Here is a 14,878-nt window from a genome sequence, read left to right on the forward strand (position 1 = left end):
CCCGTGAATCGTGAGATAGACCTCGACGCGGCCGCGCGCATCCTTGAGAACCTGGTCGCCGGCCGCGCGCAGACGCGGGGTGACGACCTGCTGCCTGGCGCTGAACTCGCCATCGACGGCGGCCAACGGGTCGCGCTGGCCAGGCACGTACGCCGGGACACGAATGAGCCCGCTCTCTTCTGGATTCGGCCACTGCGTGCGGCATTTCAAGACCCGGAAACGCGGCTACCCGTCTTCGATCAGGCGATCGTCCGACGTCGGGCGCTCCACGTCGCCGCGGCACGGCATGATGGTCCCCGGCTCGTCCTCGAACTTGTCAGTGGCTCGACCGTGACCGTGCAGCCGGCGCGGTCCGGCCAGCTCCTCGTCCTGCAGGACTTCGATACCTGGATGACCACGATCCCCGCTGGTGAGCGCGAGGGCCTCGAAGCGCTCGAGCACGACTGAGCTTCACCGCATCAAGCGACTCATCACCGGGGCTTGTCTCGGGTATGAGTGCGACTTCAGAACCTCAGCTGTGCGACGTCGAATGGGTCGCCGAACACCACGAGGCGCACGGTCAGCTGCTTGTTCGCGGCTCCTCGCTCGGCGAGATCATCACGAAGGCGACAGGGGCGCTCGCCGACCACTTCCCTCCCGTAGGCCAGGCGGGTTTGCGTGTGCGGCCCGGGTGGTGGTGCGTGACCACCTGCGAATGCCGCCGTGGGCTCGCGGTCTCGAATCATCCGGGGTGGCACTACCGCCGTGCACGTTCGAACGAAGTCGGTTCTTGGTACGGCGCCGAGATCAGGTTCGGGCTACAGGCAAGACGTTCACACGGTCGAGCGACGTGAAGGCCGATACGGCGGGCCAGCCTCCGCGCCCATGTGACGATGACCGGATGGACCAACTGAGGGCGCCGACCGCTAGATGAACATCGACCTGCGCCTCGCCGCCGGATTCGTCCTCGGCGGCGGCTTAGCCGCGGTATCGGTACTGCTATTCCGCGCCACTCTGAATACGGCGCCAAAGCGCCCCCACTACAGCGCGATCGTGGCCGCAGCCGCCGTGGTCGGAGCGGCTGCCGCGGTTTGGCCGCCCAGCGTGGTCGCCGCAGGCGCCCTCCTTGCGATGATCGGCGTGCCGGCCGCTGCTGTCGACGTCGTCGAACACCGGGTACCGGACCGGCTCACCGCACCCTTGGCCGTAGGAATGGCCATCACGCTGGTCACCGCGGCACTGATCACCGATTCGGTGCCGTCGTTGACCATGGCGCTCGTCGGCGCCGCAGTGTGGGGCAGCGTGCTGCTGGTGTCGTTCCTCCTCACCGGCGATCCAGGACCTGGCGACGTCAAGTTGGCGCCGAGCCTGGGGATGCTGCTTGGCTGGCTGGGGTGGAAGTGGCTCCTGACCGGGATCGTCGGTTCCTATCTGTTGGCCGCCCTGATCGCCGGGCTCGGTCTGCTCGTGAAGCGTTGGGGTCTTCGTGACGGTCGTATGCCGCTCGCGCCACCGATGCTGGCCGCCACGGTGCTGAGCGCGACGTTGGCGGCGCTCAGCACCTGAACGAACGCCAGCGTGAATCGAACGCGAGGCCAGAACGCCATGTTCTGAGGGCTCAGAAACCAGCAAAAGGAGCCCACCGATGTACGAACCTCCGTGGTACGACCAGGACCTCGAACAAGCCGCGTCTAACGCTGCACAGCGATTCGACCTCGACGATGACCAGGCCCGTGGGTTGGTCGAGATGGTCGTCGACGCACTGGAAGAAGGTGGCGACGCAGTCGGCGACGCGGCCTGGGACGTGGAGAACGAACAGCCCGGTGTTCCAGGTGAGGACTTCGTCGAGGACGTTGCCGCGGACCTCGGTTACGAAGACCTGCTGTGAATTAACTGGTTCAGTAGTCGGCGTCAGCCGTGCCCGGCTTCGGTAGCCAGCGTTCCCGGCCGTCGCGCGGCTGTCCGCCGATGAACCCATCCCAGCAGACCACCTCGTGGGCCACGTCCGTACCGAGAAGCCGTGGGTCCAAAGTAGACGAGGCGCGGTTGTACGTCAGTACGAGGTTGCTGCCCTGCGTGATGACCTCTGCCATCTGGAGGTGAAAACGCGCCCACTCCAGATAGGTCCTGTACGACCGCTCCAGCTTCTTGGCCAGGCGACGATGGAAGCCGTTTCGCTTCCGCGGAACGTCTGCGATTTCGTCGTAAAGCTCTTTGGCACGAGCGAAGAAGTTCTCGGCCGCGAGACAGTGATGGGCCGCCGACATGACGTCGTCGGTCGGATTCGGCCGTTTGACTGCGATCATGATTTCCTGCCTTCCGTCAGTCGAGCCCAGGTGGGGGAGCGTCGATCAAGTTGACCTTCTTGCCGATCCGGACTGGTGCGTCAGCCGGGCCGCGCCAGTGGCCGGATACGACTTTCCAGCGTCGGAGCGAGTGGTTGGGTCCGTAAGCCTGCCTTCGAAGGAATGGTGCGACGGGGAACCGGACACTCACAGTGCGTCCGGTCGGCTCGAAGGCCCGCGCCGGTCGAGGAGGTGGCTTCCGGCTGACCGAGAGCACTCGGACCGGGTCCGTAGAGTGACCGGCTCGCGCGGACCGCTTCCGCAACGTCTTCGGGAGGTGCTCGTCGGTTACCTCCGTGAAGCCGTTCGGCTGGCAGAAGATCCATCCGGCGTGGACTACGCGCAGCCAGTCGATCGTCGTCTTGGCGGCGGCGACTTTGGTGGGGTCGAGGGCTCGTCCGCCGGGTTCGTCGGGGACGACGGCTTGGGTAGCGCCCCAGGGCATGTAGATCTCGTTATCCCACGTCAGCTCCGCATTCTGCGCGTGTGCGAGCCGGGTCGCTTCGGCCGCTGGGAAGCCCACCGCACGGAACTTGGCGATGACCGCCGCGAAGTCAGTGGCGCTCCAGAACGTCAGCCAGAGTCCACCGTCGGGATGGCTGATGAGGGTGGTTTCTCCCCACGAGACGGCGACGATGGCGACTTTCTTGCCGTTTTCTCTGGCGTAGGTGGCCAGCGGTTCGGCGAAGAGCATGAAGCCGGTCAGTGCGGGTAAGTCCTGAGGTTCGATGTCCCAGCGGTCCCGAAGATTCCGGGCGGCATGGTGAACGAGGGGCGTGATGTCGTTGGTGACGTAGAACAGCCGCGCTTGATGGAGCCGCTGGTACTCGTCCGTCAGCATTACCTCGGCACCGAGGTCCGGATCACCGGTGGGCCGAAGTGTTCCTCTGCCCTCGCGTATCAGTGCCGAGGTGAACAGGTGAGCGGCGAAGGTCGTGAGGTACTCGGCTAGATGCTCGCGCAAGGCGGGAAGCTCACGCGGCTCGGGCGGGCACCAGGCTGCTTCAGTGTGTTCGGCCATGGCGACGCCCCTCGAACCGCTTCCGAACAGCCAAGGACTCGGTGTTGATGTGTCGCATTGCGCCTCCCATGAAACCTTGAGCACTGAGTAAACAAGGTTCAGGGTAAGCAAACCTTGCACACATAGTCAACAAGGTTTGTTCGAGGCGAGACATGCCGCGTCGCCGCTGGTCCGGGTTAGACGTGCAGGTGCCTGTTAACTTCAGCCTGGTGAGCGGCAAAAACCATCGGGTGGAAGATGGCCGTCCGGCCGGCGAAGGGCTGACCCTTCGATACCTCGGGATGGTCGAAGTCGGAGAGTGGTTCGGTGTTTCGCATCGAACGGTCGCCCTGTGGCGGCGCCGCTACGCCGCCGATCACCCGTTCCCTGAGCCGGACGTTGTCATCGGGCGGACACCTGGCTGGTCGCCTGCGCGCGAAGCAGAGATCCGGACCTGGGCGCGAGCGCGGCCGGGACAGGGTGCTGGTGGTGGGCGGCCGCGGAAGGCGCCGTAGTCGGTAGAACTTCCTCGATGATTTGTCCCACGGGGACGTTGCCGGTGGCCTGAACGTCCCAAACTCGACGTTGCCGGTCACGGCGCCATCGAGGTCGAGTGACAGGAGTAAGTTGAGGTTCGCGCTCTCAGGCTCGGACGCAGAGTCGCGGGAACTGGCTCGGTGAGGCTGACCGTGCCTCACCTGGGTCTCGCTTCGCGCTACCTGTGCCATAGTTGACGGGGTCAGCGTGTGCTCATGCCTGGGTGTCTTGCAGTCATCCTGCGACCCTAGGTAGAGTTAAAGTATGCGACAGCCGAAGATGACGCTGCCGACGCAGTTGGTCCTGCATGTTCTGATGGGTGATCCGGATCGGGAGATGTACGGGCTCGAAATCTGTGCCGAGGCCGGATTGGCGAGCGGGACCATCCATCCGATCCTCGCGCGTCTCGAGAAGGTCGGTTGGCTGCAGAGTCGTTGGGAAGACGTCGATCCGGCTGAGGCTGGACGTCCGCGGCGTAGGTACTACCGTCTCGATCCGAACTCCATCGGGATAGTTCAGTCCGCCCTGTGCAGGTCGGCTGTTTCTGTGCAAGCGCTTGCGCGACTCTCGCCTCGAGTGTTGGGGGCGGAGTGACCGGGGGGTCTGTGGACGATTCGAATTTCGAGGGGTCGGTCGAGTACCCGGCACATGCTGGAACGTTGAACCCGCTTGAGGCTCAAGACACCGGTTTCGAAGTGGTACGGATAGGTAATTGTCGGCCGTATGTTTTGGCACATGAAGAAAGACTTCGCAGTTTCTCTGAGGCGCCTCTGACTTCCGAACCGCGCTACCTCTACTACGGCGCGAAAGACGGAGTTCGAAGCCCTGATCCTAACCTTGGTGCTGCCTCACGGGCTCGGGAGGAGACGCCCGCGCCCAGCGCGTCTGAGATTACCTTGCCGCAGCCGGCGAGTCCTGTACGCGTCATGGCCCCGGCGAAGTCGACGAAGTGGCTGACGAGATACTCGGTGGTGTTGTTGCCGGCAGCGGAGCGGTTCAAATACGAAGAGATCTTCCTGTCAGAGATCGCTGGCCTTGTCGATGCCGGCGTCTCGAGGCGGCAACAAGTCCTGCATGCCCTGCGGGTTTTGGTCAGTATTCCTCGCTTAAGGCTCGCCCTTCGGCACGAAGAAGCGAGTGCGCGGAGGCGCTCATGAGCCGTCAAATTCGACAGGACCAGCGCCCGAACCCACATGGCTGGATCGGTTATGTGGTCGAGGACACGAAGCGCACTGATAACGCAATTCGGCTTGGCCGCTGGATCGCCCTTATTGTGCTGATGGTTCTTGCCTTCGGGGGTATGGCATTGGCGCTTGTCGCGCATGTGTCGCCGGTGGCCGCATGTGGACTGCTCAGCGCGACTGTCGCAGGTTCCGGATACGCCGTCCGCCGACGTCGTCGTTGACCGGCAGCGACATGATGGCGCTGGGCGGAGTTGGTTCAATGCGACGTCGTCTAGCGGGATTGCCCCGCCCAGACCGAGGGAATCTCGGGGTGCGGAGATCATTGTTTCGCTCGGCCTCCCATGGCACGAACGTGCGCAGGATGTCGAGTGGGGTGTCGAGGTGCATGGTCTGGGCCTTCGGCGTCCGTGGCTCCGTCGAGCTCGCCTTCGAACACTAGATGTTGCGGAGAGCACTGAGTGTCAGGGCCGCGGGAACGAGACGTACTCGCCGGCACCGGGGATGATGTTGAAAGCCGCGGGCTGGGAGATCGGGCGGCGGTTCCATCGGTGCGCGTAGGTCAGCGCGAGCAGCTGCTGTCGCTCGGCCATCCTCCACCAGCCCGGGATCTTCGGTTACGAAATAGCACGGCGATGATCTCGCGCTGAAACGCTTCTGTGCAGTGGCCCGACACCAGGAATGAGTGATGCGAGGCGTGGAATCGGGAGGGGCGATGAAGCTCAAACAGGAGAGCCGCGTGCTGAAGGCGAAGGCCGTCGGTTCGCTCACGTGCGCGGTCGAGGCATTCAACTCTCCTCACGACACCGGGCGGGTGACCCGGGTTCTCCTGCACTTGCAGCATGCCTTCGAGATGCTGCTCAAGGCCGCGCTGGTTCAGACTGGTGAGAAGAACGTGTTCGATCGCGAGACTGGCCGGTCCATCGGCTTTGAGAAATGTGTGCGGCTCGCCGCCGGGAACGACATCATCAAACTCGAGGACACTGACGCGGGAACTCTGCGCGCGATCGATGCCATGCGTGATGACGAGCAGCACTGGTTCAACATCGTCCCGGAACAGCTTCTCTACCTCCACGCACGGGCGGCCGTAACGCTCTTCGACGACGTTCTCCAGCGCGTATTCGCTGAACGCTTGGCAACGCACCTGCCCACACGGGTGCTGCCAGTGTCGGTCGACCCGCCCCGCGACCTGGCGATCGTCCTCGACGAGGAATACACCCAGATCAGAGCCCTCCTGCAACCAGGACGACGTGCCGGTCACGAGGCACGGGCACGTATCCGGACGCTGCTGGCAATGGAAGCCCACGTTGAACCGGATACGATTGTATCCAACAAGGACGTCGACCGAGTCGAACGTGGTATCCGCAGTGGCGACTCCCGCGAGAACGTGTTCCCGCGGCTCGAAGACGTTGCGACGGCTATCGACGGCGCGGGGCTCACGTTGACGGTTCACTTCACGAAGAAGCAAGGGGCGCCAGTTCGCTACGTCGCGGACGAATCCGTTCCCGCGGCGGCGATCCGTACCGTGGACCTGCTCAAGAAATATCATCGGTCGGCGAATGAACTCGCCTCGGCGCTTGGGCTCACCACGGCACGAGGCACGGCTCTGCGCCGGCATCTGGGGCTCGCCGAGGATGGTCCTGACAGCCACCTCTTCGAACTCGGTGCGGTTCGCCAACGTCGCTACTCCGACAACGCGTTCACTGCGATGCGCGACGCGATGGCTACCATCGACATGGAAGCTGTCTGGCAGGCGCACAAACCGAGAGGGCGTTCGACGAGCCAGATCCCCTGCCCGGTGAATGGCTGTCGTGCCAGCTAGAGACGCGACTGTCCACAAGCAGGCGGAGTTCCTGGATTGTCTGATGTGGTCGCCAGGCGGGCCTCACGCCGCGTTGAACTGCCCGCAGGTGATCGTCATTGGGCCGGCCCACTTGGTGCATGGGTAGCCACCTTGGTAACGCTTCGCGGTCGACCTCGATGCGTGCCGAAGTCTGCGTAGGTCTGTGAGAACTCGCCCACGTCAGCAGTGCCTGCGACCTGTCTACAGCTTTGCTGTGCTTCCCTGGAGTCAACTGGGTTCGCGGACGAAGAGGGTCGATTCTGCAGTAAAGTCTATGGCGGCAATACACTGGAGGAACCTAGTCGGTACTCAGACCAGGTTAGCCGAGACGATCTTCTTTCTGGATTCCTCTGCATCGAGAGCGGTCTCCCGGAGTTCGTTCAGCTTGCGCAAATACGGCGCCATGTCTCCAGTTTCTTCCAACACCAACATTGCCGTAGCGGTGTGAACGGCGAGGACGGAGTTGCCGTCGTAGTCCTCGAAGAAGCCAAACGCAGTTTGAAGGTCTTCGTCGAAGCTGTCGGACGGAACGATGTGCACGTGGCAGTGTGGGACGGTCGAGGTGATCATCAACTGGAGGAGTTGTTCATCCAGGACGCTACGCATGGTCGGGTCGTGGAGAGCGACTTCATCGATGTAGAAGGTGGTTTCGAAGCCCTCTGCCACACCCTGGAGTACCTGCTGCCGCGAGAGCCGTGCTTGCACGGCTTCCTTGACGAGCGGGTCCTTGGGGTTCCAGTTGTGTCGCAGCATCACTTCCGCGTACTGCTCGCTCTGCAGCAGTGAAGGGATTCGCCGCGGTTCGTAGAACGTCATGGCCTTGGCGCTCGCGTGCAGGAAGCCATAGGTCGGGAGGAGGTCGGGCATGTTCTCCGGGTGACGCTGGAGGTCGTAGCCATTGGCCGGTGACTCGGCCAACTTCTTCAAACGATCGAACTCGGCCGGTGTGGTCCTGGCTTGCGCCAGGTAGGTGACGATGTCCAGAAGTGACCCTTCGCGCTGCCCGCTCTCCATCCGAGAGACTTTCGGAGCTCCCCAACCGGTTGAGCCGCAGATTTCAGACTGAGTCAGGTTGGCGTGTTTCCTCGCACGCCGAAGCGCTACGCCGATCTCTCGACTCTTGGCTGTGGACTCCTCGACGCGCCTGGGTTGCGCCGATGGTTTCGGTGCCGATTTGAACACGATGGATCACTTTCTCAAGTCGGGCTTGGTCACGGCCACTGAGGACTTTGTGGCCAGAGTCAGTGGTGGAGTTCGGCCGGGATAAGAGCCGTCAGCGAGAGCCGCGCGGCGAGTACTTCCCTCGCAGCGACGTCAAACCGTTCGCACGGCCACTGCTTGCCAAAGCAGATAGAGCAGAGGAACGCGACGTCGGGGTCGGGCAGGTGTGCGTTCAGGTCGCATATCGAGGATGCGACCTTGCCCAACGGGCTGTCGCTGTCGACGATCACGCAGTTCCACGACCGGGTCACCCACCTCGGCTTCGTTACGGGAATGGGTAAGTCTTGTTCGAGCTACTCGGTAAGCCACCTACGGCCTCCTGGGTTCCTGTGACAGCGGCAGTAGGGCTTCCAGGTACGGCCGTGGCTGTGGAGGGAGAACGATGACTTCCGTCGGCTCGTCGTCCAGCACGTCAGGCTCGGCCGAAGGCCATCTGGTTTTCTCATCCTTTCGCTGCCCTCTGACTCTGGCGACGATCGCCAAAGCTGCCCAGTACGGCTGCCCTCGGAACAGGTGAATTCGGCGGCGCCTTCTGATCCGGCTGACGATGAGCCAGATCAGGCAGACGGTGATTACGGCAGCGCTGACAGACCAGAACATCGACATGGCGGCCTCCTGGACGGCATTCGCTCAGAAGCCTTCGCGGAGCCGGTAGGCCAGGCGGACGGAAACGCACGGCCAGAACTGTCCGCAGCACGAGCATCGGCCGTGGAGTGGGTCGGTGTCGGGGAAAGGAGCGTGCACGGCGAGATACAGCGTCAGCAAGCTATACAACTGGACGGGTTCAGGATCCTGCGATCGGTTGGCTCGCGATTTGGTCGGCCAGAACGGCATCCGGCGCTTCGAATGGCGGCGCATCGAGTTCTTGCAGACGGTTGTCGTCATCGCTGGCCTCCGGACGCGAGTGGTTTTCTTGGACTTTCACCACTCTGGCGTGACCGGTATAGTTACGTAACGGGGTAACGTCGCTACGTTTGGTATTTACCCTCATTTACCCCCTGGCAGAGCCGGAGACCACATGGCCGACGAGAGTGTCACCGCCGAGACGGCGCAAGCCCGTCTCGCTGGGGAGATCAAGCGGCTCCGGGGTGCGGCCGACCTGAGTCAGTCCGGCTTGGGTGAGCGGGTGGGATACACCCGGAACTACGTTTCCATGGCCGAGCGGGTCGGTGGGAATCTTCCGTCGCAGAACCTCGTCGAGTCACTCGATCAGGCCCTTGGTGCCGCAGGGCGGCTGTGCGCGCTTTGGCGCGAAGCCAAGGAGGAGCAACAGGTTCGTCGTCGCTTGGGGCGAGTTACAGTCCTGACCAGTTCGCCAGAAGGGGTTGAAGATGCGGAGCTCAGCCGGCAGGCAGTCGCCGAGGACGCACGCGATGCCGCGCGGACCGCGCGCATGATCGCGTCTTCGGGAACGACGAACGAGGCCGTCGAACAGTTCGATTCCGAGATCCGCAGGATCGCCGCGGCTTACATCTCCCGGCCCCTGGTCGACGTCTTCGGCGAAATTCGGGAACTACGTCAAGAGGTCTTCCGGCTACTCGACAGCAACCGGATTCCGAACCAGCTTCGTGACCTCTATCTGCACGCGAGCAGGCTCGGTGGCTTGCAGGCACACGTGTCGCTGGACCTCGGTGACTACCGCGCCGCCGACATCCACGCACAGACCGCTTGGCTGTACGCCAAACTGGCCGGACATCAGGACATGCTCGGCTGGATCAAGGCGCTCCAGAGCCTGATCGCCTACTGGGATGACCGGCTCGAGGACGCTGTCGAACGGGCACGGGAAGGTGCTTTGTTCCGGCCCCGTGGAACGACTGGAGCTCGCCTGGCGAGTCTCGAAGCGCGGGCCTGCGCGGCACGCGGTGACGAACAAGGAACGCTGACCGCGCTCGATGTCGCGGAGACCGCGCGCGCCGACGCGACCATGGACGAGTACTCCGGCGTCTTCACTTTTCCCGCGGCGAAGCAGTCGGTGTACGCCGGAACCACGTTGCTGACGTTGAAGAGCAGTCCTGCCCTGGCGAAACAGGCCATCGGAAAGTCGCAGTTCGCGCTCGACGTCTACCACGTGGCGGCCCCCGCCGATCGTTCCGCGGGAGACATCCTCGCTGCCCGCCTTGATTTGGCTGGCGCACATATGGTCCTGGGCGATCTGGATGCCACGCAGTCCTACCTGGCTCCCGTTCTCGCCTCGCCTCAGGTGCGCCGGACGGCCAGCATCGTCAAGAGGGCACGCGACATCGGAGATCGATTGAGCTCCACGAAGTACCTCACAACGGCTCGCGCCAAGGGGCTGCGCAACGAGATCCGGGAGTTCTGCGCGCCGCCGCCCGCGCTTCCGCCGGGATCGGCGGTGGTCGCGAAGTGACATCGCGACCTGAGGGCGTGGACACGACCAGCCGTGCCAAGCTCGCCGGAAGTGCGTATAAGGACGAGGCCGATCTGGCCGCACGGCAGTCGCTGTACAGCTGGCAGCAGCCGCGCTACGACCTGCCTGGCATCGTCCTCGAACATCTGCCGGCTTCGGCTACGAGCGTGCTCGACCTGGGCTGCGGGAACGGGAAGTTCCTCGACCGCATCCGTCGCGAGCGTCCGCAAGCGCTTGTCATCGGAGCTGACATCTCGCCGGGAATCCTGGCGCCCTTGCCACCGCCGACTGTGGCGTTGGACGCGGCGGCCCTGCCGTTCGCGTCCGGACGGTTCGATGTCGTCCTGGCGCTGCACATGCTGTACCACGTCGCCGACCTGCCCTCGGCGCTCGAAGAGATCCGCCGCGCGCTCGTTCCCGGCGGCCTCGTGTTCGTGTCGACGAACGCGCACAGCGACAAGGTCGAGCTGGACGACCTCTGGTCTGCGGCCGCCAGCGATGTCCTCGGCATCGACAACGGGCCGAGGCGGGTGGCGCTCAGCGAACGGTTCGCGCTCGAAGACGCGCCTCGCCTCCTTGAGCCGTACTTCGAACAGGTCGCCACGGTCGATCTTCCCGGCGTGATCACCGTCCGCGAGCCCGGCCCTGTGCTCACGCACCTTCGTTCGTATCGGGCTTGGGCTGACGAAGGCGGCGTCCCGTTCGACGCGACGATCGATCGTGCCCATGAGCTGCTCGTCCGGCACCTCGACCGGCACGGCGAGTTCACGATCTCCTGCCGAGGCGGCATCATCGTCGTTCGAAAGCCCGTCTGACCTGGCGACTCACAAATTGATCGCCTTGGGTAGTCACGTACTACAAACGGGCGAAAAGTCGCTGATCGTGGTCATCTGGCGACGCTCCGGGCATACCGTGAGTTTCGGGAGAGGGACGAACGACCCGGCATGGTCAGTCCGGCGGGAGCGTGACTGCGCGACCGCATGCTGAGTTGTCGCCTGGGAGTTGCGTGTAGGGGGAACGGATATGGCGGAACGCCGCCGTGCCGGCTTTGCCGTGCCATTGCGGAACCCGGAATTCCGGGCGCTTTGGGTCGCCGAGTTGCTGTCGATCGGCGGCGACCAGATCGCCCGGGTCGCGTTGTCGTTGCTGGTGTTCAAGGAGACCTCGTCCGCGGCGTTGACCGCATTGACGTACGCCTTGACCTTCATTCCTTCCGTGCTCGGTGGTTTCCTGCTGTCCGGTCTCGCCGACCGCTATCCGCGGCGAGCGATCCTGGTTGTCACCGACATCGTCCGTGCAGTCCTCGCCGCGGCGATGGCGTTGCCAGGGCTACCGCTGCCTGTGCTGTGGGTGTGCGTCGCGGTGCTTAGTGCGGCGGCGGGCCCGTTCAAGGCGGCGCAGTCCGCGTTGCTACCGCAGGTTCTCGGCCGGAAGGCCTTCCCGGCGGGGCTCGCGCTGCGGCAGTTCACCGGTCAAGTCGCTCAGGTGGTCGCTTTCGGATCCGGCGGGCTCGTGCTGACGCTGATCGAGCCGCATCTCGGGATGCTGGTGAACGCGGGCACCTTCGTGCTGAGCGCTGTGATCATCCTCAAGGGCGTGTCGTCGAGGTCGCTCAGTCGAACCGACACCGAACAAGAGGAGCCGACGTACGCGGCAGGCGCGGCGACCCGAACGTGGGTTCTGCTTTACGCCCTGGTCCTGCTGGTGGGCCTCTACGTCGTGCCCGAGGGCTTGGCGGTGCCGTACGGACACGCGCTGGGGATCTCCGCCTTCGGCATCGGTTTGCTGCTCGCTGCCGACCCGCTGGGAAGCGCCATCGGCGCTTGGCTTACGACGCGGTTTCGCTTGCCCGCTACGCCGCTCACCGCGCTGCTGTTCGCGGTGGTGGCCGGCCTGCCGCTCGCCGCCTGTGCCTTCGAACCGGGGATGGTCGCTTCGATCGTCCTTTGGGCCGCGTCCGGCGCTGTCTCGACGGCGTTTCTCATCCAGGTGCAGACCGTCGTCGTCGACTTGGTGCCGGATGCCCGGCGCGGGGGAGTGATGGGTCGGATGTCGACGTGCCTGCACTGTTCGCAGGGCATCGCGATCTTGGGCGGCGGGCTGGCCGCCCAGCAGTTCGGGCCATTCAAGGCTGTTGCCGCCGCAGGCGCCGTCACGATCGGCGTGGCGGCGGGGATCAGCGTGCTGTGGGTCCTGACTCGCTCCCGGCGGCGGGCCGGGAGCGAGCGTGGTTCAGCGAATGAGTACGCGCGAGATCACCAGTCCTTGTTGGTCATCGACGAACCCTCCTCCCAGCGAACGGACTGCCTGGACGGCCCGCCCGCTGAGAACACCCCGACGACGGCGTCCGCCGGAGGACCGCCTGGGGACGCAAGCGACTCAAGTATGCAGGTCAGAGCCTCCGATGTGACCAGCGAGGCCTCCGGTGATACAGAACGTATTTGGAATGTCACACGGTGGAAGCTCTGGTCGCTGCAGGGACGGGTGATCGCCTTCGTTTTGGCCGTCGAGATCGCCGCGGTCGTCCTCACGCTTCTGCTGGACGGGTTCACGCTGGTGAGCCGCTCCGATCTCTACCGGTTCGGCGTCCTCGTGGTGCTCGGTCTCCTCGCGGCGGAAGTGACCCGGGCTGTCGAGCAGATGCGGCGTCGGTTCTCCGATACGCCGCACGTCAACATGAGCTCGGTATGGACCCTCGCGGCGGCCTTGCTGGTCACGCCGGCCTTGGCGGCGGCGACCGCGGTCATCCTCTACGGGCACATGTGGTGGCGCAGTTGGCGTCGAGTGTCCGGCATGTGCCTTTACCGGGTGGTGTTCAGCGCGAGCTCGGTGGTCGTCGCCTGTTGTTCGGCCATCGCAGTGGCCCGCTGGCTCCCCGCTGTCCAGGCCCTCGAAAACATCGACGACGGTGCACTGCTGGGTCTGGCCGTGGTGGTCCTCTCCTACTGGCTGGTGAACTCGGCTTTGGTCGCCGGGGTGATCGCGTTGTCGCCCGGTAAGCGCTCGGTCGGAGCGTTGGTCGGCAGCTGGAGCGAGAACAGCATCGAGTTCGCGACGTTGTGCGTCGGCGTCCTGGTCACGTTGTTGATGGTCTGGCATCCGCTCGCGCTGGTCTTCGTCATGCTGCCGCTGTACGTGCTGACGCGCAGCGTTCTCGTTCGGCAACTCGAGGCCGCGGCGACGACGGACAGGAAGACCGGCTTGCTCAACGCCGAGACGTGGAAGACCCTCGCGGAGAACGAGGTGGCCAAAGCTCGGCGTCACCATGCGCCGATCGGCGTGCTGATGATCGATGTTGACAAGTTCAAGTCGGTAAACGACACCTACGGACACATTGCCGGGGACAAGGTCCTGCGCGAGATCGCACAGGCGATCGTCGAAAACGTTCGGTCGTACGACATCGCCGCGCGATTCGGAGGAGAAGAGTTCGTCGTTCTGCTGCCGAGCGCTGATACGGCGGCCTCGGTCGGCATTGCGGACCGTGTCTGCGAGGCGGTTCGCGGGATGAAGTTCGATGACGAATTGGGCGATTTGCGCCTTAGTGTTTCAATTGGCGTAGCTTCCTATCCGGAAGCGGGCGAAGCCCTCAACGATGTGCTCGTGGCGGCGGACAACGTCTTGTTCGCGGCAAAGGACGCGGGCCGGGACAGGGTTCGTTCGTTGCTTCCCGACCCTCGCCGTACTGCAACCGCCAAGGCGGATTAAGCGCCTCGGCGGTCGGCCTCGTCAGCTTGGCGGTCCGCTTGGTAAACCTGAGCCCACTCGGCCAGCGGTCGGACGGCGCGGAGCAACGAGCGTCCCGTCGGGGTGAGCACGTACGAGACTGTCGCGAAGTTGCCCGATTCGGCGTGCCGCTCGATGAGGCCGTCCTCGCGAGCGCGCTGAAGAGTGTCGCTCAGTACTCGATTCGACAGCATGCGATCTCGGTCGGTGCGCTTTTCGACGTCGTTGATCGCGGCCAGCAGTTCCTTGAACGGCGTTTCGCCGCGAGCAAGCCCGGCCAAGACGGCGACGGTCCACCTGCCTCTCAAGAGATCCAAGGCGATCTGAACGCTGTGCCGGTACGGCATTTCCCACCCGTCCATACCGACCAGCTAACACGATTCACCACCGCTTGCGCGCGAGCAATTCTACTCATTCCTACCCCCGGACGAGTGACAAAAGCCCTGATGAGCCAAGGCTCACCCGGTGTTGACCTTGCCCTCACCGGGACGGAAAGCGGTATTCCTGTTTTGCCAGGAACGGACTGCCTGGCGACGCAGGAGAAAGAATCGAAGGCCGGCTGGACAACCTCCCCCGCTCGAGGAACTCGCAAGCGCCTCGGGCAGCTCCAGCCGGCCTTCGCCTTCAGACAGGTTCACGGAGGGAGGCCGGATGCCAGCCGAATACGTTCTCGACTGCGGT

General features: G+C 64.1%; 15 protein-coding genes. 9 read left to right on the forward strand and 6 right to left on the reverse strand.

Going from position 1 to position 14,878, the window contains the following annotated elements; translation table 11 throughout:
• Positions 1-3: 3 nt before the first annotated feature.
• The 3 genes from ACLJO0_RS31705 (at position 4) to ACLJO0_RS31715 (ending at position 1,867) form a co-directional block, all read left to right on the forward strand.
• Positions 4-447: a hypothetical protein gene (locus ACLJO0_RS31705; RefSeq protein ID WP_410582501.1), complete on the forward strand. Its 444-nt coding sequence runs from the start codon at positions 4-6 to the stop codon at positions 445-447.
• 462 nt (positions 448-909) lie between these two features.
• The gene (locus tag ACLJO0_RS31710; RefSeq protein ID WP_410582502.1) at positions 910-1,545 is read left to right on the forward strand and encodes a prepilin peptidase; all 636 of its coding nucleotides are present in this window, start codon (positions 910-912) and stop codon (positions 1,543-1,545) included.
• 79 nt (positions 1,546-1,624) lie between these two features.
• Positions 1,625-1,867 (forward strand): hypothetical protein, encoded by a 243-nt coding sequence (locus ACLJO0_RS31715; protein ID WP_410582504.1) that lies wholly within the window; start codon positions 1,625-1,627, stop codon positions 1,865-1,867.
• A 10-nt stretch (positions 1,868-1,877) separates the two neighbouring features.
• Here ACLJO0_RS31715 and ACLJO0_RS31720 read toward each other — a convergent pair whose 3' ends face one another.
• Together ACLJO0_RS31720 and ACLJO0_RS31725 are read right to left on the reverse strand one after the other, a co-directional pair.
• The gene (locus tag ACLJO0_RS31720; RefSeq protein WP_410582506.1) at positions 1,878-2,285 is read right to left on the reverse strand and encodes a hypothetical protein; all 408 of its coding nucleotides are present in this window, start codon (positions 2,283-2,285) and stop codon (positions 1,878-1,880) included.
• A 16-nt stretch (positions 2,286-2,301) separates the two neighbouring features.
• Positions 2,302-3,456, reverse strand: a complete 1,155-nt coding sequence (locus tag ACLJO0_RS31725; protein ID WP_410582508.1) for a hypothetical protein — start codon at positions 3,454-3,456, stop codon at positions 2,302-2,304.
• Positions 3,457-4,125: 669 nt separating this feature from the next.
• On the opposite strand from ACLJO0_RS31725, the gene ACLJO0_RS31730 reads away from it, so the two are divergent.
• Together ACLJO0_RS31730 and ACLJO0_RS31735 are read left to right on the forward strand one after the other, a co-directional pair.
• Positions 4,126-4,455, forward strand: coding sequence for a PadR family transcriptional regulator (locus tag ACLJO0_RS31730; RefSeq protein ID WP_410582510.1), 330 nt, complete (start codon positions 4,126-4,128; stop codon positions 4,453-4,455).
• 559 nt (positions 4,456-5,014) lie between these two features.
• Positions 5,015-5,266, forward strand: coding sequence for a hypothetical protein (locus tag ACLJO0_RS31735; protein ID WP_410582511.1), 252 nt, complete (start codon positions 5,015-5,017; stop codon positions 5,264-5,266).
• A gap of 240 nt (positions 5,267-5,506) precedes the next feature.
• On the opposite strand, the gene ACLJO0_RS31740 is transcribed toward ACLJO0_RS31735, so the two are convergent.
• A complete protein-coding gene (locus ACLJO0_RS31740; protein ID WP_410582513.1) occupies positions 5,507-5,635 on the reverse strand; it encodes a hypothetical protein in 129 nt (42 codons plus the stop codon).
• 122 nt (positions 5,636-5,757) lie between these two features.
• Here ACLJO0_RS31740 and ACLJO0_RS31745 point away from each other — a divergent pair, with 122 nt between their 5' ends.
• Positions 5,758-6,864 (forward strand): DUF3644 domain-containing protein, encoded by a 1,107-nt coding sequence (locus ACLJO0_RS31745; RefSeq protein WP_410582514.1) that lies wholly within the window; start codon positions 5,758-5,760, stop codon positions 6,862-6,864.
• 330 nt (positions 6,865-7,194) lie between these two features.
• Here ACLJO0_RS31745 and ACLJO0_RS31750 read toward each other — a convergent pair whose 3' ends face one another.
• Entirely contained in the window at positions 7,195-8,067 is an 873-nt protein-coding gene (locus ACLJO0_RS31750; RefSeq protein WP_410582516.1) for a helix-turn-helix domain-containing protein, read from the reverse strand.
• 59 nt (positions 8,068-8,126) lie between these two features.
• Complete coding sequence (locus ACLJO0_RS31755; protein ID WP_410582518.1) at positions 8,127-8,336, reverse strand: hypothetical protein; 210 nt, start codon at positions 8,334-8,336, stop codon at positions 8,127-8,129.
• Positions 8,337-9,124: 788 nt separating this feature from the next.
• Here ACLJO0_RS31755 and ACLJO0_RS31760 point away from each other — a divergent pair.
• From ACLJO0_RS31760 to ACLJO0_RS31770, 3 genes are all read left to right on the forward strand, one after another.
• Positions 9,125-10,474 (forward strand): helix-turn-helix domain-containing protein, encoded by a 1,350-nt coding sequence (locus tag ACLJO0_RS31760; RefSeq protein ID WP_410582519.1) that lies wholly within the window; start codon positions 9,125-9,127, stop codon positions 10,472-10,474.
• A gap of 17 nt (positions 10,475-10,491) precedes the next feature.
• A complete protein-coding gene (locus tag ACLJO0_RS31765; protein WP_410582521.1) occupies positions 10,492-11,289 on the forward strand; it encodes a class I SAM-dependent methyltransferase in 798 nt (265 codons plus the stop codon).
• 208 nt (positions 11,290-11,497) lie between these two features.
• Positions 11,498-14,179 (forward strand): MFS transporter, encoded by a 2,682-nt coding sequence (locus tag ACLJO0_RS31770; protein WP_410582522.1) that lies wholly within the window; start codon positions 11,498-11,500, stop codon positions 14,177-14,179.
• Here the strand turns inward: ACLJO0_RS31770 and ACLJO0_RS31775 are convergent.
• Positions 14,176-14,559 (reverse strand): winged helix-turn-helix transcriptional regulator, encoded by a 384-nt coding sequence (locus ACLJO0_RS31775; RefSeq protein ID WP_410582523.1) that lies wholly within the window; start codon positions 14,557-14,559, stop codon positions 14,176-14,178. The genes ACLJO0_RS31770 and ACLJO0_RS31775 overlap by 4 nt on opposite strands.
• Positions 14,560-14,878 lie beyond the last annotated feature (319 nt).

This window comes from Amycolatopsis sp. lyj-108 (genome assembly GCF_046549005.1).
GTDB lineage: Bacteria > Actinomycetota > Actinomycetes > Mycobacteriales > Pseudonocardiaceae > Amycolatopsis.

Excerpts from the sequence above, each read along its gene's own strand:
- ACLJO0_RS31710 (WP_410582502.1), top strand. The coding sequence starts at position 910 with ATGAACATCGACCTGCGCCTCGCCGCCGGATTCGTCCTCGGCGGCGGC.
- ACLJO0_RS31715 (WP_410582504.1), top strand. The coding sequence starts at position 1,625 with ATGTACGAACCTCCGTGGTACGACCAGGACCTCGAACAAGCCGCGTCT.
- ACLJO0_RS31720 (WP_410582506.1), bottom strand. The coding sequence starts at position 2,285 with ATGATCGCAGTCAAACGGCCGAATCCGACCGACGACGTCATGTCGGCG.
- ACLJO0_RS31730 (WP_410582510.1), top strand. The coding sequence starts at position 4,126 with ATGCGACAGCCGAAGATGACGCTGCCGACGCAGTTGGTCCTGCATGTT.
- ACLJO0_RS31735 (WP_410582511.1), top strand. The coding sequence starts at position 5,015 with ATGAGCCGTCAAATTCGACAGGACCAGCGCCCGAACCCACATGGCTGG.
- ACLJO0_RS31740 (WP_410582513.1), bottom strand. The coding sequence starts at position 5,635 with ATGGCCGAGCGACAGCAGCTGCTCGCGCTGACCTACGCGCACCGATGG.
- ACLJO0_RS31745 (WP_410582514.1), top strand. The coding sequence starts at position 5,758 with ATGAAGCTCAAACAGGAGAGCCGCGTGCTGAAGGCGAAGGCCGTCGGT.
- ACLJO0_RS31760 (WP_410582519.1), top strand. The coding sequence starts at position 9,125 with ATGGCCGACGAGAGTGTCACCGCCGAGACGGCGCAAGCCCGTCTCGCT.
- ACLJO0_RS31770 (WP_410582522.1), top strand. The coding sequence starts at position 11,498 with ATGGCGGAACGCCGCCGTGCCGGCTTTGCCGTGCCATTGCGGAACCCG.
- ACLJO0_RS31775 (WP_410582523.1), bottom strand. The coding sequence starts at position 14,559 with ATGGACGGGTGGGAAATGCCGTACCGGCACAGCGTTCAGATCGCCTTG.